This window comes from Methylomonas sp. LL1, assembly GCF_015711015.1.
GTDB lineage: Bacteria > Pseudomonadota > Gammaproteobacteria > Methylococcales > Methylomonadaceae > Methylomonas.
On the sequence record NZ_CP064653.1, the window covers coordinates 3,975,028 to 3,993,057 of the forward strand.

Sequence of the window (18,030 nt, forward strand, 5' to 3'; positions counted from 1 at the left end):
CCTTTTACGCTCTCGGTTTCAGTACAAGTTTGCTGATGGCCGGTAGCACAATAAAGGTGCTAGTCATGATCCAGAAAATGCCGATCGTGATCACCAAGCCCATGCTGGCGATGCCTTGGTGCGGCGAAAACGCCAGGCCGGCAAAGCTGGAAATGGTGGTCAAGGCTCCGTAAAACATGCCGCGCGCGGTGCTGGACTGGTAGATGTTCTGATCTTCGGACAAGGAATGATGCAGTTTTTCCACCATATGAATGCCGTTATCGACACCCAGGCCCATCAACAACGGCAAGGCGATGATGTTGGCAAAATTGATCGGCGTGCCGGTAAACACGGTGGTGGCCATGGTGAACAAACCGGCCAGTACCAGCGGCGTCATCACCAGCAAGGTGTCGACGATACTGCGGCGGATAAACAGCAACAGCAGCGCAATCGAAACCAGGGCGATGATGATAGCCTCCTGGAAGGCGCCGATTACGGCTTTCATCGATTCCCAATACATGATGGGCAGGTCGGTGGTGTCGGGGGCGACGGCCTGTACTTCGCTAATAAAGGCCTGTAAGTTAGCCAAATCGTTCAGGTCTTGCTTGGGGAAAATCTGTATCCGGTACAGGCCGTCCCGGCTTAGCCAGCGGTCCTTGATTTCGTCCGGAATACCGGATGGAGTGATTTCTTGAGCTTGAAACCCGGTCAGTAGCTGATTCATCACCGTCGGTAGGGTACCCAGCAACGAGGTCTGGATTTTCTCGACAAAAACGCCGCGATCCGGCGGGAAACGCGCATCCAGTTCAGTCAGTACGTCCTGCAATTGCTGTTTAAACGCGCGTAGCGATTGAATTTCGGTTGGATTGGTTTTCTTCGGCAAGTTGGCGTCGATGGCCGCGATCATTCGGATGATACTGGGCTTGGGATCCGAGCCGGTTTTCAGTTGCGGAAACGATTGGCTCTGCGGTCCCAGGGTCAGCATCATGTCGTCTATGATCATCAGTTTGCTGTCCTGATCCTCGGGCACGAAATCGAACAGACTGACGGTTTTATCCACGGTTTTTAAGCCACCGAGTTTTTTCCGCATGGCCTGGGCTTCGTTGGCGTTTTTGGCCAACACCGTCAGTGTCATCGGCGAGGTGTCTCGGGTTTTCATCAACTCCTTAAAAGCAATCACCGATTCCGTGTGCGGGTCGCGCAAGTTGAGCGGGTTGAAATCGGTTTTGATTTGAAAAACAAAAAATAGGGCGACGAGGGTCGCCAACACCGTTGCCAAGGTGATCGGTTTGGCGTAATGCAGGGTAACCGAGGCTAGTAATAATGAAATTTTCGAGGCGCCGGGGTGTTGCCCTTGTTGCAGTTGATGAATGGGCGGGGTAGGGATGATTTTCAGTAGTACCGGCAACACGGTCAAGGTGACAAACAAACAGATGAACAAGCTGGTGCCGGCCAGCAGGCCCAATTCCGAGATGCCTTGATAATCGGTGGGAATAAAGGCGAACAGACCGATAGAGGTTGTACCTGCGCACAAAATCAGCGAGGGGCTGGTATCCAAAATGGCCGAACGGATGGCCTTGCCCTTGTCCTTGCCGTGCAAATCAAGATTATCTCTATAGCGCAGGCAAAAATGGATCGCATATTCCACCCCCAAACCGATATTGGATACGGCGAACGCCACCGAAATCAGGTTCAATTCCTTCACCGCCACGGAGGCGAACAAACCGCAAAATATCATGCCCAGGCTCAATGTCAGCAGGGTTGCCAGCATCAACAGCCAGGAGCGGTAGGCGATCAGCAGAATGCCGCATACCAGGATCAGCGAAAATATACTGGCGGTAAAGGTGCCTTCGCTCATGCCTGCCATTTCGTCGTGTTCCAAGCCGACTTCGCCGGTAATCCAAATTTTTACCTGCGGCAGGTTAGGGTCTTGTATTTTATTGACCGCGTTGCGAATCGCGTTAATGGCCGGTTCCACCGGCAGGATCCGGCTGAAATCGAATTTAGGGGTGACGAAAATAAAAGCCTTATCGGATTGTTCCTCGCTGATGTTGTTTTCGGCAATCAGTTTTTGCCAGGACAGCAAATCGGTTTCGCCGTTGAGGGTTTTATGCAGCGATTGGCTGACCTTGTCGATCAGCGAGGTCAGATCGATCGGTACTTCCTCGGTTTTGCTTTCCGCATTCAGCGCATCTTCGAAAATCGAAAAAAATCCGTTCAGGCTGGGGTCTTGCGAGATGCGGCCGATAAACGGTTGGGCCTGAGCCAGCGTGACGGAAAAATCCTGCAGCTTGTCGGTATCCAGGTATAGCAGGCCGTTACGATGAAAAAAGGCATTTTCGTCGGGACGATAGACCTTGGTGAAATGCTCGGTATCGGCCCGTAGCTCCCGCCCCAAACGCTGCGCGGCGGCCTTGGTCAATTCCGGGCTGGAAGAGTCGATTACTACCAGCAGCGTGTGTATGTCCTGGCCGAAGGCTTTTTCAAACTTGCGCCGATTCTGCTGAAAAGCGGCGTCGGGCGCGATCAGTTCGGCGGTGTCGGTGTTGATGCTAAGATGTTTGCCGGTGTATTCGGTGGAAAAATACGCTAACACGGCGGCCGTCACCAGTAATAAGACCGGCGAATACAAAAGCCAGTTGCTCCAGCGGAAAGCCAGGTTGCGTAAACGATTTTCTATCATGCCTAAGCGCCCGCCACGGTGCTGATCAGATAGAGGGTGTAACCGGTATAGGCGGCAACCAACAGGCTGCCTTCCAAACGATTGATATTGCCGTTGCCGTTACGGGCATAGCCCATCGCAAACAGGGCTAGCGTCAATATCGCCATAACCGGCCAATCGCGGTTGATGATTTCATCCGGGATAGACATCGGATGAATCACGCCCGCCACGCCGACTACCGCCAAGGTATTGAATAGGTTGGAGCCGATAATATTGCCGACGGCCAGATCGTGTTCGCCCTTGCGGGCGGCGGCTATCGATGAGGCCAGTTCCGGCAGCGAGGTGCCGATGGCGACTATGGTCAGGCCAATGACCAAATCGCTGACCCCCAGATCCTGGGCAATCGATACCGCGCCCCAAACCAGCATGCGCGAGCTGACCACCAGGAACACCAGGCCGGCGATCAGATAAATCCAGGCTTGAAATTCGGACATGGCATGTTGTTCCAGTTCTACTTCCATCTCCTGTTCGAATTCGTCGGCACTGGGTTTTTTCATGCCTTGCACCGTCATCCAGGCCATCACGGCTACGAACACGCCCAGTTCGATAGCCGCATCCAGACGCGACAAGTCGCCGTCATAGAGTTGCACTATAGCCAGCAAGGTCACAACAAACAGGATGGGTAATTCCTTTTTTATCACTTGGGAATGTACCGAAATCGGGCTGATCAACGCCGTGATGCCCAATATCAAGGCGATATTGGTAATGTTGGAGCCGTAGGCATTACCCAAGGCAATGCCGGGATTGCCCTGTAAAGCGGAAAGCGCCGAAACCGACAATTCCGGGGCCGAGGTGCCGAAACCGACCACCACCATGCCGATCAACAGGGGGGACATACCCAGATGGCGGGCGATGGCGGCCGCGCCTTCGACAAACAAGTCGGCACTCCAGACCAGAATGATCAAACCGAGAACTATCATCAACAGTGGCAGAGCCATAAAGCACCTATAAACAAAAAATCAAAAACAATCCGGAATATTGCCGCGGGGGAGTCATCGTGGGGGCAATTGGCTTAATCAACCGTCCACTGTACTAATCCGCTATAGGCGCTGGCGATCACCACCACGCCAAACAGGATCCGGTACCAGGCAAAAATGATGAAATCGTGATGGCTGATGTAACGCAGCAAACCCTTGACCGCAATCAAGGCGCTGATGAAGGCGGCGATCAAGCCGACGGCAAACGAGGCCAGATCGCTTTCGACATGCAATATATCCCGATGCTTATATAAGTCGTACAGACTGGCGACGGTCAGGGTCGGAATCGCCAGGAAAAACGAGAACTCGGTGGACGCCTTGCGCGACAGGCCGAATAGCAGGCCGCCGATTATGGTGGAGCCGGAGCGCGATGTGCCGGGGATGAGCGCAAAAGCTTGGGCAATGCCAAGTTTGAACGCATCCAGCATGCTCAAATCGTCTACATGATGCACGCGTATCTTATGTTCGCGTTTTTCCGCCCAGATGATCACGAAGGCGCCGATGATAAAGGCCAATGCTACCGGAATCGGTTTGAACAACAAGGCTTTGAGTTGTTTGCCGAACAGCAAGCCCAAACTGGCCAGCGGGATGAAGGCAATCGCCAGATTCAGTACAAACTTTTGCGCTTGCCGGTCGCTGGTCAGGCCGGATAGCACCGAAGCGATCTTGGCCCGGTATTCCCAGCAAATCGCCAGAATCGCTCCGACCTGAATCACGATGGTGAACAGTTTGGCTTTGTCGTCGTTAAAGTCGAGCAGGTCGCCGGCCAGGATCAAATGTCCGGTGCTGGAGATGGGTAGAAACTCGGTCAGGCCTTCGACTACACCCAGAATCAGGGATTTAATCAGTAATTCAATGTCCATATCGTCAGGCTCCGTACCGAATCGGCACGCGGGTAAAAATCGGCATGTTGATCAGGTCGTTATTTAAGAAAAAGGTTGCTGAGGCAGGGCTAAAAGCCATGCAAACGGGGCGGGATTATAGTCGAAATCTCTATTGTTTCGTAACTTTAAGACCCGATCAGCAGGGGCGAGCTTGGCTGATGGGTGCCGGTTGGAATCAATTTTTAACTCGATTCGAGTTGTTGCAATATATCTACCGCATTTTGGCCTTCAATGATCGATTGTCGTGTCGTCATAAATTTCCTACTTGTTGTTGGTTTGATTGGGAGTTGCTTGGATATTGGTCGATGAAGTACGTCAAATCCCGCAATAAGGATGGCAAATCCCCGGCTTGGATTTCTGGGTGAAGGCGATCTAAACCTGCTTTTATGCCTGTAGGTTATGGATTACAAGGCTTTAGGAAAATGGCATAAATTTTGATTGATTAAAGTGTAACAGTATTACTACGTTTGAATATTGTTAGGGATGACTAGATGGCGGTTTGTCACGGCGATTTAAAAAACAACGCATCAACGCCGGGCAAATCCAGAAGCATCCATCGCCAAGCCTGCTGTGAAGCGGGTTCGGAAAGTCGCGGGTCTTGCGCAAATACAGCAAGACGGCCGGATTGCTCCCAGGTGATAGGGGTGCGGCATTTGCCGCATATCACGCACTTTCTTCAACGACATCAAGAATGGATTGATTTATGAATATGAATTTTCAATTGACCGCCATTGTTGCCTTATTGGCAGTCAGCGGTATCTCTCAAGCGGCTTTAACAACTTCCAGTGCGTCCGCTAGCTTCAATGGTTCGGCAAATGTCAGTGCTTCGGTTACGTCAAAAACCTCTGCCAGTGCCACCAATAATGGCGCGAGTGTTGCCAATGTTTCATTGGGACAATTTAATGCGGCTACCGGGGTTTTGACGGGTGTTGACCTGCAATTGACCTCGAATCGCCAGCAAATTATCGATGGTTATGGTTATAAAAATAATGGCCCGGGAAGAGACGCAAGCGGCAGCGGCAGCAGTACTGCAACCATGGCGGCGATCGGCGCTGCCGCCAATTTTGCAACCGCTATTAGCCAAGCCGGTGGCGCTTGCTCGTTAGCACATGGGCCAACGGGATTTACCGAATGCAGTTGGGGGTCGAATTCTGCTTCGGCGGTCGCCACCAATGCAACTGCAAGCGTGGCGAGTTCCAATCTAGATGATTACGTGGGTAGCGGCTCCGTCAACGCGGCACTGTCTCTGCCTACATTGGCCGTCACAACCACGTTAAGCAGAGCCCAAGGTCAAACCAGTGGTTCTCAGACCAATTACACGGTTGAATGGTCTGGCGACTTACAGGCTAATTACAGTTATTTGTTGCATGCAATGGCTTCGTTCGACGTCAGTTCGGCATCCAATTCCTTGACCCTCGACTTCGGCAATGTTGCCCAAAACAGTATCGCTTCATTGAATTTCGGTTTGTTCAATCTGGCCAATGCCGACCGTATCGGTCTGGACCTGGATAGCGTCAATGGCAGTGGCGATATCGGCGCGTTCGATACCGGTCTATCCATATTTGCCGATCTGGCCCAAGGTGGCAGCCAATCCTTCATCGCCAATCTGTTGACCGCCAACACCGGCGCTTTCAGCGCGCAATATCTGCTGAACCTGTCCGATGCGGATTTGGGCGCCAGCAGTACCCGCCAAAACTATCAATTGACCTTGAATCTGACCGGCAATGTCGTGGCCGCCGCCGCGCCAGTACCTCTGCCCGCCGCAGTCTGGATGTTCGGCGCCGGATTGGTGGGTATGATGGGTTCTGTGAAGCGTCGGAAACAGTAAATGACCCATTCGACGGTAGGATTTAACCCTGGTCACCCAGGGTTTGTATGGATGCGCGAGTCATCGATTAGGGGATAAGTAGCGCCCCGATATGGATTTGGGGCCGGTTTTTTAGCCGCGACCAAGACTTGGCCATGGTTTACCACTCTCGGCGATATCACGTGGGAGAATGAGTAGCAGGGGAGGTTTGTTAACCAAATCCTTAACGCCGTTGCCAGCCGGACGGCGTCTGTACATAATGCCCAGGACCGGCCTGATCGATGACTTTCTGTGCGGTCAGGCGGGCCACTTCGTCGGCCGGTACGCCGTTTTTGGTGGCGATGCGTTGGTATTCGGCCAGGCGCTGGGCGTTGATGCTATCCACCAGGGCTTTGACATCGGCTGGTGCGTTCGGGTCGACCAATCCTAGAAGGCCGTTCATTTGCTCGCCTACTTGTCCGGCGGCTTTGCTCTGGGCCAGATCGGCGGCGGCGGCCGGCATGGCGGACAAACACAAACCCAGCAATAAGGTCGCCAGCATGATTACGAAACTTTTGTTTTTCATCGATCGCTCCTTTAAAACAAGCCTTTTTTGTTGGTAATCAGATCGTCTACATCTTTCTCCACTTTCAAACGGATTTCGTGGTCGATTTTGACGTTCATATTGATTTCGATGGGTTTGTCCGGCGCTTCCAGCCTGACGGATGGCGAGCATCCGGACAGGTAAAAAGCGCTCAAAAGCATGCCCGCGCTATGTGCTGTACTCCACTTCATTGATTTCTCCGTTCCGCCGTCGGCGGCATGGGTTGATGATTGCTTATTGCGGCTTGGCGGGTTTCTTGGGTTGCCCACCGTTTTTTACCTGATCCAGGACCGGCTGATCGAAATTGCCCGCCAAAATGCCTTTTTGTAGTAGTTCCGGTAACTGACCGCTCAGATTCAGGTTGAAAGCGATGGGATGCCCCGATAACACTTGCGGATTTTTACCTTCCAGGCGCAAGCCGATTCGATATTCACCATTGGGCCGGTAATTCACCTTAGCTTGTAGGCTATGGTACAGCATATTGCGTAAGGCATTGAAGGCGATACTTTCGTCGTCCGTAGCCGGCCCTTGGTAACGTAACACGCCGGGTTCGGTAGCTGTGAGTTCACCCTCGCTGACCTCGATAGTGTCCGGCCCCAGTCTTAAAGGCAGCTTACCGCTGATGGTGCCGGTGCCGGACAGGGCCGGATAATTAAAACTGTCCAACAGTTGCGACAAATCGATGTTGTGCACGCCAAGGGTTAAATTTACTGGCAGCTGATCGATATTCACGATTTGCGGCAGGACTTCGAGCCTACCGCCAAATAGCGGCAAAGTCGCCCGTTCCAGGGTCAATAGGTTTTGCTGATAGCGGGCCTTGACCATCAGATCGCGTACCGTTGTCTTTTCTCCCAATGCCAGCTTGGCTACTTCCATTGATAACGTCATGGATAAATGGGCCAAATCCTGGATATCCAGTTGGATATGGCCCTCATCCGCCCGAATGGCGCCAACACTCAGGCCTAACTGGTAAGCTGTCAGATACGCTGAACCGGTCGGTGCGGATTGCGGCCGCCAACCCAAATGCAGCGTACCCATCAGATGGCCGGTGGAAAAACGCCAGTCATTCATGGTTTCCGGCAACCACGGCCTGGCAAGTTCGATAGCCTCGCTAGCGCTTAGATCCAAATGCCCGTCCAAGTCGAGTCGTGTAGTCGCCGTATTCAGGGCTAAATCGGCGCTGGATAAATAGCCTCCATCCCGTGTCAACATCAGCCGGCCATGCAGGTGTTCCAGTTTGTCATGCGATTCGGCGCTTAGGCTTAATTTGATCGCCGTGATGTTGGGATTTGCCTGAACGGCCGATGATGCCGCCATGTTTTGTTTCAGTTGGGCCGGCATCAAACTGGAAGTGGTTAGCCATTTAAGCAGCAAGCCGGCATCGGCGCTTAGATGGGCACGATGCTCGAGTTGATCCAGCTGTTGGTAATTCAGTTCGAAAATATTGCCGCCCGCGGCCTGCTCGACCTGCAATTTTACACCGCGCAAGTCGGGTGCCAGTTCGAGCCGTATCGTTTGTTGCGTATCCTGGAATATGGCCCGAATAGGCTTTTCCGGGGCAAAATCAAGCTCGGCGCTGCCGTTAAAAACAATGGCTCCTTGAGGTGTTTCGATTTGTAGATCCAGGCTGTCGATGGTTATCCGCTGCAATGGGATTAACGCCACTGTCGAAGTGGGTTGATCGTTTCCGGCCGCTTGATCGCTTGGTTGATAGGCAAATCGTAATTGTGCCTGGGCTACCCGAATGCTGTCGAGTTTGGAAGCTCTAAGATTGTAATTGGCCCAGACCTCTTGCAGCCGAACCGTTGCCGGTCCGGCAGCTGTGTTCAGGCCAAATTGGATATGCTCCAGGCGGGCTTGGTCGAAATCGAAGCCTATGCCCGACGCGACGGGTTCCAATAAGGGCAGCCGTTGCAGCAGTTGCCGCACTCCCCATTGCATCAGCATGCCGCGTCCCCACCAAATCCCCAGGCCGGCAACCAGTAACACCGATAGAAAAACCGCAAACAAACGCAGTCTTGAGCTAGGAATGCGGCGTTGGTCAGACACAGGTTACTCGGCTTCCCGGATCAAACGTCTGAGTTCTTCGCACGGATTTCATTGTATGCTGTTAAATTTTCACCAGTTGTCCGGTTGCGGCCGATTCCAGTGCGGCCACGATTATCCGGCAATTTCCGCGGGCATCGTCCAGCGACAATCGCGGCTCTTTGCCTCGCAGCACGCAGTCACTGAAATGTTCGATTTCCAAATTAAAATGATTCGAGGCCGGCAGGCGTTCCTCGCACTGGCGACCGTCTTCGGTCCACCAGGAAATGACCGGCACGTCGCCCGGTAATTGCCAGACCACATGGCATTTCAAACCGCCCTGAGTGCCGACGATTTCGTATTCGCAGCGGCGGGCGCGTTCGAAGCTGAAATCGAATTGGGCGAATCTGCCGTCGCCATAATCCAGTATGCCGCTGGTGGAAACATCCGCCCCGCTTTCCACGAACTTGGCCATAGCGGTAACCGCCAACGGCATCTGATCGAAAAACATTCCGAGCGAATGAATCGCGTAACAACCGATGTCCCACATCGCGCCGCCGCCGCGTTCGACATTCTCGGCCAACCGGTACATGCGCGCCGGCCGCATCATGAACGAATAGCTTGCCCGCACCGAACGGATTTCACCAATTAGGCCTGAATTTAATATCTCCATCACCCGCGCATGCTGGGGATGAAAGCGGTACATAAAGCCTTCCATCACCGTGACTTTGTAACGGCGGGCGGCGGTTTCGATGGCGTCGATGTCGGTCACGGTCAAGGCCATCGGTTTTTCGACCAGCACATGTTTACGATGGGCGATGGCGCGCAAGGCCCATTCAGCGTGTTCGCCATTGGCCATCGGCAGATAAACCGCTTGTATATCCGGGTTGGTCAGCAGCGCATCGGGATCGTCGTAAGCATGGATGCCGGGATGGCAGGGGGCGTATTTCTTCAGGGTTTCCGCCGCCGCGCCGGGCCGGCGGCTGGCAATTGCCACCAGTTCGGCGTTTGACGCTTCCACAATGGCCGGCAACAACCGTTCGTTGACGCGTGCCGCGCCCAAAATACCCCAGCGTAATTTGGCTTGATGGTTCATGACGGTAATCTCCTGCTTGTTATAAGAATTGTCCAGCTGAGTTTGCAACCTTGTTTGGATCGAGTCAAACCTAAACGCTAGAGTTGTCGTATCGCATGTTTGAAAGAAGGCATGATAAAGGTGGCGGAGTGGGCGCGGGGGCTGGCGCTAGGCATTAGCCAGCGGTTTAGCCACGCGGGATGAGGCGGGCACCAATGGTGAATTTTCCGCAATCGGGAACGTAACTTGTTGGGGGTAAGTTGTTTTTGAGAAAGCTTGTGCCCATTGCCGATGCCAAAACTCTCGTTGTTCGAGCGGAGTCGAGGCAAGCAGTTGACGTCGACTACTTCGGCTTCGCTCGGCACAATTCTGCTCAGTCAACGACAGTTTTTTTCGATGGGGTAAATTCATTGGCATAAATCACTTTAAGTTGTGCCGAATTGAGTTCGCCAATTTTGGCCTGAGCCAGTAATTGTTTGATCTTGGGATGTGCCAACGCTTGTGTTAGCCGCTGCCAAGCTAACTCGTCTTTCGGTAAGCCGAAACGCAAGCTGGCGGGGGTGGTGAATAAGCGCGTCAGGATGCCCTGTTGCGCCAGCAAGTCATGCAGAATGACGGCGGTATCGGTTTTCAACCATTGGAATAAGTCACAGCCACCCTGGGGCGGCCAGCCGCTGTCGGCCAGCAAATTCCCAAGGCGTTGGCCTTGCTGTTTCAATGCAGCCGCTGCGTGCCGCTGCCAGTCCGTGTCGGATAGTGCTTGGGTCGCCACGTACCGTCCCGGATGGCTGATGGGCCACGGTCCCAGCTGTTCCGCAAGGTATTGCAATAACTCTTGCTCGGCAATCACAAAACCGCAGCGTATGCCGGCCAGGCCAAAAAATTTACCTATCGAGCGCAATACGATCAATCCCGGCCTGACCGGTAATGGCGATAAGCTGTGTTCCGACGTGCCGTCCATGAAGGCTTCATCGACGATCAACCAGCCGCCCCGAACACTCAATTGCGCATGCCACTGCAGCAATTGCCGGCGCCGCCAGCGCTGCCCGGTGGGATTATTGGGATTGATCACGATCAGCACGTCCAGATCGTCCAATTGCCCGGTAATGTTGGCCGCATCGACAATCACCAGCTGGTGGCCGGCTTTGCGCCAGCTCTCGGCATGCTCGGCGTAGGCCGGATGCAACACGCCGACCCGGCAAGCCTGTCTTAACAACGGTAGAGTTTGAATCGCGGCCTGAGAGCCCGCTACCGCCAGCAGGGACGGATTTTGATAGTAGGCTTGGGCCGCGGCTAACAAGCCGTCATCGTCTTCGGGTAAGCGCTGCCAATATTCGGCGGGCACGGGCGGTACCGGCCAGCCATTGGGGTTGATGCCTGTCGACAAATCCAGCCAGTTGGACAGTGGAATGCCGTATCGGTTTGCGGCTTGCCGTAGGCGTCCGCCGTGCTCAAGCAAGCAAATCTCCCAGGCCGATCACAATCAGCCATAAAAATAATGTGCGGTACATCAGTGCGCAGGCTCGGGCAATGTCGGCGTCTTCCGGAACTTGGTCGCCGCCGAACCAAGGTTTTTGCTTGATTCGACCGTGATAAACGGCCGGGCCGCCCAGTTGCAGATTCAATGCGCCACCACCGGCGGTCATTACCGGGCCCGCGTTGGGGCTGTCCAATAGGTGTGCCTGGGTGCGCCAGGCGGTTAAGGCCTTGGCGGTATGGCCCAGCAAGACATAGCTGAGCGCGGTCAAGCGGGCCGGAATCCAGTTCAACAGATCATCTAAACGGGCCGCCGCCCAGCCGAAGTGCCGGTAACGCGCATTTTTGTAACCCCACATCGCATCCAGGGTATTGCCGAGCCGGTACAACAGGGCGCCGATTGGACCCAGTAATATAAACCAGAACAGCGGCGCGAAAACCGCGTCAGCGCCGTTTTCCAGCACCGATTCTATGCTTGCGCGCCGCGTATCGTCCGCAGTCATGTGTTCGGTCTGGCGGCTGACGATGTAACCGACCCTTTGCCGAGCCAACGGCAAGTTTCCATCATCCAACGCATCGAATACGGCAATGGCGTGTTGTTCCAAACTACGGGCGGCGATGCAGAAATACAGAATGGCGACGCTGATTACGGCCTGCGGCACCGATAAGCGGGGAAGTAATGGCAGCCAAATCAGGCATGGTATTAGCGCGCATAGCAAGGCGGCGATACCGGCGGTTCGTTGCCGGTTTTCCGAATCAGCCGGCTTGAGCAGTCGATGTTCCAGATAGCCGGCCCAGCGGCCGAACTTGACCAGCGGATGATAAGTGGCGCGCGGCTCGCCCAGCCAATGGTCGAGCAATAGCGCCAGAACGACAGTCAGGGTAAGTGTCATGCGGTGCGAGAGTCTAGCGAGCGGCCGAGTTGGGGATTGGGTTGAGAATATCCGGGGCGAATCAATCGCCCCGGATCCAATGGTCGCGCGGACTTAAACCGCTGCGCGAGTGATTTTGCCGGCTAGCAAGGCCTTGGCCGCCGCAATCAAACCGAAAATCGCCACGCCATAGATTACCGTCGAAGTCAGATAAGACGGATAGTACATCGCGACGCGTTCGATATATTGGGCCCATGAACCGTTGGGATAACGGCCCGACAGCCAATAAAAACTGCCGTTGGAAAACAGAAACGCCAGCGAGGTGGAAACCACCAGCGCGGCAAATTGTTGAGCCGCGTTAAGCAAACTTAAACGATCGAACTGCCGGCACCATTTGCCGCCTAGCCACATCGAGCCGTAACTGGCGATCAGAAACACATAGGCTTTGGATACGCAATAATCGCTGACGCCGAGCTTGGTGATGGCCAGGTAATCGATCAGGCCGGCTTCCAATAGCAGCGTTGCGAACAAATAGCGGCCACCCAGCCACAGGCCGGCCAGGAAAAATATCGCTAGAGAAGCATCCGGCAAGGCGAACGGCGTCCCGAAATGATGGAAGCGGGTGGCGGCCATCAGCGCCATCAGCGCAACCGCGCCGGGTTTAACAGCTAAGGTGGATTTATTGATCATGTTGTTGCTCCAAGGATCAGTTGTTGTAGTGAATGGAAAAGAAAAAATTACGCCCGGCATTGTTGTAAGTATCGACGGTTTCATAGTCCTTATCCAGCAGATTATTCAGTTTGGCGCTGAGCATCCAGTGTTTGTCGATGTGGTATGCGGTGCGCAAATCAACGGTGACGAAGCCATCGACTTCGATCCGGTTGGCGCGGTCATCGAAGCGGTTGCCCTGGGCCAGTACATGGGCTCCCAGATCGAAATCGCCAAACGCCCTGGACAAATCATAGGACAGGGTTTGTTCGGCTCGGCGCGCCAGGCGCAGATTAGTGACTCTATCTCGGGGGCTCAGCATCGCCATGTTCAAGGTATTTCTCCAGCCCAGTATTTGGCTGGACAACTCGGCCTCGATGCCGTCGATTTGGGCTTTATCCAGGTTTTCGACCGGAAAAATCGCGATCAAATCATCGATATTGGTATGGTAAGCCCGAATTTCCCAGCTTGCCCAATCATGATTGCCGGCAATGCCGGCCTCGAAGCTGGTGGATGTTTCCGCTTGCAGATCCGGATTGCCGTAATTGGGGAAATACAGCTGATTAAATGTCGGCGCCTTGAAGGCATTACCGAAACTGGCGAAGGCACTGAGTCCGTAGTCCCAATTATAACGCCATCCAACGTTACCGGTGACGCTATCGCCAAAGGCTTCGTTTTCATCCCAGCGCACGGAGGCATTCAGGAAATGGCTATCGAATATCCGGCTATGTAATTCGCCGAAGACGCCGACGTCATAGCGCGAGGATTCGTTGTAGCGAGTGGAACTTTGTATTTCATCGACTCGGTAATCGGTTCCCAGGGTCAACTGATGATCGGCCGCCAGTGTGATCTGATTCAACCAGGTGGCATTCCAGCGCGTAGTGTTGAATCGGCTGTAGAACAAGCCGTTAGGCCGGAAATTGTCGTTTTCGTCTTGAGTTTGGCCGAAGCGCAGGGTTGAGCGCCAATTGTCCAGAATGTCGAAGCTACCGGATGTACCCACCACTTGGTTGACGAAGTCGGTTTTATTGGGTGTGCCATCGAATTCGGTCTTGCCGAATGAACGCATGAAGAACGCTTCGATTTCGGCGTTGTTGTCGAAACGGTGGCCGACTCGGGCGTTCAGGCCGGTATTGTAGTAGCCGTCGCGGTCGGGATCATTGACGCCCGGTGCCGGCCGGCGGGCATCGAAGCCCTGGCTATTAATGTGCGAGGCGCCCAGGCTATACCAACTGTTTTGCCACTTGCCGCTGACGGTGCCGGCCGTGTTAAAGGTGTCATAAGAGCCGGCGCCGGCATCCAACGTGATGCTGGGCTGGTCTTTTTGCGCGCCCTTGCGGGTAAAAATCTGAATTACGCCGCCGATGGCCTCCGAGCCGTACAAGCTGGATTGTGGACCTCTGATGATTTCGACCCGCTCGATTTGCTCGATCGGAATGAACTGAAACGCGCTGGTGCCGGATGTGGCCGAACCGGCCTTGATGCCGTCAATCAGCACTAAAACGTGATCCGAGTTGGTGCCGCGCATGAAGATACTGGTTTGCTTGCCGTAACCGCCGTTTTCGGTAACATCGATACCGGGCGCGGTTTTTAATAAATCCGGCAAAGTCCTGACTTGCAACTGCTCGATATCTTCACGGTTGAAAACGGTGGTCGCGGTGGCCAGTTGGTTCCTGACTGTTTCGGTGCGGGTTGCCGTTACCACTGTTTCGGGAAGATTGGCGGCTTCATCGTTGCCGGCCGCCTGAGTCGATAAAGAGGCGCCGACAGCCGTCAGCAGCATGGATAGGAATAAATTTTTTTGCATGTTGTCCTCTGCGCCCACCGCGCATCAGGGTAAATATACGACAGAGGAATAAACGGCAAACGAAAAAGACGGAGGCAGGCTCTGACCATTCCGTGAACAGCCCTCCGCTGTCTCGAATGATCTTCCTGGCCAGTCTCCGGGCTTATAAGTGGCGGGTTGCCTGAGTTGCGGCCTTCCCATGCAAACGCACAGTGGCTTTGAACGCAGCTCTTTACTTATCTACCGTTGCGGGGGCAGCGTCGGCTTGGGTGGCTTGTTAGTAAGACACCGCACCGACTTCCTGTTTAAGCCGGATCAAAGGTTCTGAACCGGACACCTGAAAGAGGGACGACGATTTTAGGTATTTAGGCCGAAGAAGACAAGCTTAATCTCCGCCCGCCGGCAAAAACAACCATCAGTTCGGCCAATTCCGGGCAGTCCATCTTCGATGGGTTAACTTTGCCTCAAGTTTGGGCATAGGCTTGCCCTCGCTCGGGCTTGGGAGGCTTGCCATAATCGAATGTATGGCTTCATTCTTATCCCGCCGGTTTGGCAAAATCCCCGGTTTGGTGCGGATGCACTGAGCTCTACGCCTATTTGGTGCAATAATGGCTTACCCGGTCGCGCGTTTCGCCGTTTCAGACTAATGGCATGTCTCTTGCAGTAGACTAACTATAAACCCCATACCAGCAGGCCATCGATGAGTACCCAGCCTACCAAGACTTTCTTTAACGAAATGCACGCAGACGATGGTGTGGTGCGTGATATTTATCAACCTTATGCCAGTTGGCTGGCGCAATTACCGGAAGGCACCATGGAGCGCAAAAGCGCGGAGGCGGAACTATTGTTTCGGCGTCTGGGCATCACCTTCGCGGTCTACGGCGAAACCGCCGGCTCCGAGCGCTTGATTCCGTTCGATATCGTGCCGCGTATTTTTGGCGCGGCGGAGTGGCGTCGTTTGGAGTTGGGCATTAAGCAGAGGGTGCGGGCGTTGAATGCCTTTTTGCACGATATTTATCACGACCGGGAAATCATTAAGGCGGGCGTGATCGGTGAACGCCAGATATTGGATAACGTTTTGTACCGCAAGGAAATGCAGGGCGTCGATCTACCGAATCAGGTCTATGCTCATATTGCAGGTATCGATCTGGTGCGGGTGGCGGAAAACGATTTTTATGTGCTGGAAGACAATCTGCGCACGCCGTCCGGCGTGTCCTACATGCTGGAAAATCGCAACACCATGATGCGCTTGTTTCCAGAGTTGTTTGCCAATCATACGGTCGAACCGGTCGAGCATTATCCGCAAATGCTGTTGGATACCCTGCGCGAGTCAGCGCCGGTGCATGTCTCCGATCCGACTATTGTGGTGATGACGCCCGGTGCCTATAACAGCGCCTATTTCGAGCACGCCTTTCTGGCTAGCCAAATGGGAGTGGAGTTGGTTGAAGGTCAGGACTTGTTCGTACATCAGCAAAAGGTTTACATGTACACCACCGAAGGTCCGCAGCAGGTGCATGTGATTTATCGCCGGGTTGACGACGATTTTCTCGACCCGCTGGCATTCCGGCCGGATTCCGCCTTGGGCGTGCCGGGCTTGCTCGGTGCCTATTGCAGCGGCAATGTTTCCTTGGCCAATGGCGTTGGTACCGGCGTGGCGGACGATAAGTCCACTTATCTGTACGTGCCGGAGATGATTCGTTTTTATCTGGGCGAGGCGCCGTTGCTATCGAACGTGCCGACCTGGCGCTTGAGCGAGAGCGAGGATTTGAAATACGTGTTGGCGCATTTGCCGGAACTGGTAGTCAAGGAAGTGCAAGGTTCGGGCGGTTACGGTATGTTGGTCGGGCCGACCAGCTCGCAAACCGAGATCGAGGCATACAAACAACGCATCCTGGCCGAGCCTTCCAACTTCATCGCCCAGCCCACGTTGGCGCTGTCGGCTTGTCCGACCATGGTGGAGTCCGGTGTCGCGCCGCGCCATGTCGACTTGCGGCCCTTCGTGCTGTCCGGCAAGGAGATAAGATTGGTGCCGGGCGGCTTGACCCGGGTGGCATTGCGCGAAGGTTCGTTGGTGGTCAATTCCTCGCAAGGCGGCGGCACTAAAGATACATGGGTATTGGAGGATTAGAATATGCTGGCACGCACCGCTGATAATTTATTCTGGATGGCGCGGCATATCGAGCGCGCCGAAAACACCGCGCGGGTGTTGGATGTGGCGCATCGCTCGGCCTTGCTGCCGCTGGACATTGAAGGCGCCGAAGCATACCTGTGGTATGCGCCGCTCAACATCACCGGCTGTGCCGGCAGTTATGAAGTCAAATACGGCTTGGCCCGGGCCGACGCGGTTACAAAATATATGGCGTTGGATCCCGACAATCCCTCCAGCATTTATAGCTGCCTGAAACTGGCGCGCGAGAATGCGCGGGCGGTGCGCGGGGCGATTACCTCGGAAATGTGGGAGGTGATCAATGCTACCTGGCTGGAGCTGACCCGGTTGTCGCGCAACATGAAAGTCGAAAAATGCCCGGATTTTTTCGATTGGGTCAAGGACAGGTCGCACATGTTTCGCGGCGTGACCTTGGGGACCATACACAAGGATATTGCCCTCAGTTTCATCAAGCTCGGCACTTTTTTGGAGCGGGCCGACAATACCGCGCGCATACTGGACGTCAAATATCACATTCTGCTGCCCAGCGTGAACGATGTCGGCGGTGCCGCCGATTACTACCAATGGGGTTCCGTATTGAGATCGGTCAGTGCCTTTGAAGCTTATCGCAAGATTTATCGGGATGTGATTTCGCCGTTACGCGTCGCTGAATTGCTGATATTGCGCGACGACATGCCGCGATCCCTGCATGCCTGCATGAACGAAGTCGAAGCCGCATTATTGGATATCAATGGTATGTCCGGCCGGGAAGCGCGTCGTAAGGCTGGCGAACAGCATGCGGCCCTGCATTTCGGTTTGATAGAGGATGTGTTCGCCCAGGGCTTGCACGAATATCTAACCGATTTTCTGAAACACACGGCCTTGTTGGGACGTGAAATCCGCGATGCCTACATGTCGCGCCGCGATCATATTGAACCGATGCCGCTAGTGCGCAGAACCGCATTACAAATGCAATAGCCTCGCCAACCC

Annotated in this window: 14 protein-coding genes and 2 riboswitches; of the genes, 3 read left to right on the plus strand and 11 right to left on the minus strand. The window is 54.3% G+C overall.

Annotated elements, in window-relative coordinates:
- Positions 1–4 precede the first annotated feature (4 nt).
- From IVG45_RS18645 to IVG45_RS18655, 3 genes are all read right to left on the minus strand, one after another.
- Positions 5–2,662: an MMPL family transporter gene (locus tag IVG45_RS18645; protein WP_196435275.1), complete on the minus strand. Its 2,658-nt coding sequence runs from the start codon at positions 2,660–2,662 to the stop codon at positions 5–7.
- A gap of 2 nt (positions 2,663–2,664) precedes the next feature.
- Positions 2,665–3,639 carry a calcium/sodium antiporter gene (locus IVG45_RS18650; RefSeq protein WP_196435276.1) on the minus strand — a complete coding sequence of 325 codons (975 nt, stop codon included), beginning with the start codon at positions 3,637–3,639 and terminating at the stop codon, positions 2,665–2,667.
- Between the two features lie 74 nt (positions 3,640–3,713).
- Positions 3,714–4,541, minus strand: a complete 828-nt coding sequence (locus tag IVG45_RS18655; protein ID WP_196435277.1) for an undecaprenyl-diphosphate phosphatase — start codon at positions 4,539–4,541, stop codon at positions 3,714–3,716.
- 569 nt (positions 4,542–5,110) lie between these two features.
- Positions 5,111–5,195: riboswitch (cyclic di-GMP riboswitch) on the plus strand.
- Between the two features lie 70 nt (positions 5,196–5,265).
- Here IVG45_RS18655 and IVG45_RS18660 point away from each other — a divergent pair.
- On the plus strand, positions 5,266–6,390 hold the full coding sequence (locus tag IVG45_RS18660) for a hypothetical protein (RefSeq protein ID WP_196435278.1): 1,125 nt from the start codon (positions 5,266–5,268) through the stop codon (positions 6,388–6,390).
- A 202-nt stretch (positions 6,391–6,592) separates the two neighbouring features.
- Here IVG45_RS18660 and IVG45_RS18665 read toward each other — a convergent pair whose 3' ends face one another.
- From IVG45_RS18665 to IVG45_RS18700, 8 genes are all read right to left on the minus strand, one after another.
- Positions 6,593–6,934 (minus strand): YdbL family protein, encoded by a 342-nt coding sequence (locus tag IVG45_RS18665; protein ID WP_196435279.1) that lies wholly within the window; start codon positions 6,932–6,934, stop codon positions 6,593–6,595.
- Positions 6,935–6,945: 11 nt separating this feature from the next.
- A complete protein-coding gene (locus IVG45_RS18670) occupies positions 6,946–7,143 on the minus strand; it encodes a YnbE family lipoprotein (protein ID WP_196435280.1) in 198 nt (65 codons plus the stop codon).
- A 43-nt stretch (positions 7,144–7,186) separates the two neighbouring features.
- The gene (locus IVG45_RS18675; RefSeq protein ID WP_196435281.1) at positions 7,187–9,001 is read right to left on the minus strand and encodes a YdbH domain-containing protein; all 1,815 of its coding nucleotides are present in this window, start codon (positions 8,999–9,001) and stop codon (positions 7,187–7,189) included.
- Positions 9,002–9,062: 61 nt separating this feature from the next.
- Positions 9,063–10,073, minus strand: coding sequence for a Gfo/Idh/MocA family protein (locus IVG45_RS18680; protein WP_196435282.1), 1,011 nt, complete (start codon positions 10,071–10,073; stop codon positions 9,063–9,065).
- 352 nt (positions 10,074–10,425) lie between these two features.
- On the minus strand, positions 10,426–11,511 hold the full coding sequence (cobD, locus tag IVG45_RS18685; RefSeq protein WP_196435283.1) for a threonine-phosphate decarboxylase CobD: 1,086 nt from the start codon (positions 11,509–11,511) through the stop codon (positions 10,426–10,428).
- Positions 11,504–12,421: an adenosylcobinamide-phosphate synthase CbiB gene (gene cbiB / locus IVG45_RS18690; RefSeq protein WP_196435284.1), complete on the minus strand. Its 918-nt coding sequence runs from the start codon at positions 12,419–12,421 to the stop codon at positions 11,504–11,506. Before cbiB ends, cobD begins: the two co-directional genes overlap by 8 nt.
- A gap of 93 nt (positions 12,422–12,514) precedes the next feature.
- Complete coding sequence (locus IVG45_RS18695; RefSeq protein WP_196435285.1) at positions 12,515–13,090, minus strand: hypothetical protein; 576 nt, start codon at positions 13,088–13,090, stop codon at positions 12,515–12,517.
- 16 nt (positions 13,091–13,106) lie between these two features.
- A complete protein-coding gene (locus tag IVG45_RS18700; protein ID WP_196435286.1) occupies positions 13,107–14,915 on the minus strand; it encodes a TonB-dependent receptor domain-containing protein in 1,809 nt (602 codons plus the stop codon).
- Between the two features lie 110 nt (positions 14,916–15,025).
- Positions 15,026–15,250, minus strand: a riboswitch (cobalamin riboswitch).
- A 344-nt stretch (positions 15,251–15,594) separates the two neighbouring features.
- On the opposite strand from IVG45_RS18700, the gene IVG45_RS18705 reads away from it, so the two are divergent.
- Positions 15,595–17,022 (plus strand): circularly permuted type 2 ATP-grasp protein, encoded by a 1,428-nt coding sequence (locus IVG45_RS18705; RefSeq protein WP_196435287.1) that lies wholly within the window; start codon positions 15,595–15,597, stop codon positions 17,020–17,022.
- A 3-nt stretch (positions 17,023–17,025) separates the two neighbouring features.
- The gene (locus IVG45_RS18710) at positions 17,026–18,018 is read left to right on the plus strand and encodes an alpha-E domain-containing protein (RefSeq protein WP_196435288.1); all 993 of its coding nucleotides are present in this window, start codon (positions 17,026–17,028) and stop codon (positions 18,016–18,018) included.
- The last annotated feature ends 12 nt before the right edge of the window (positions 18,019–18,030 follow it).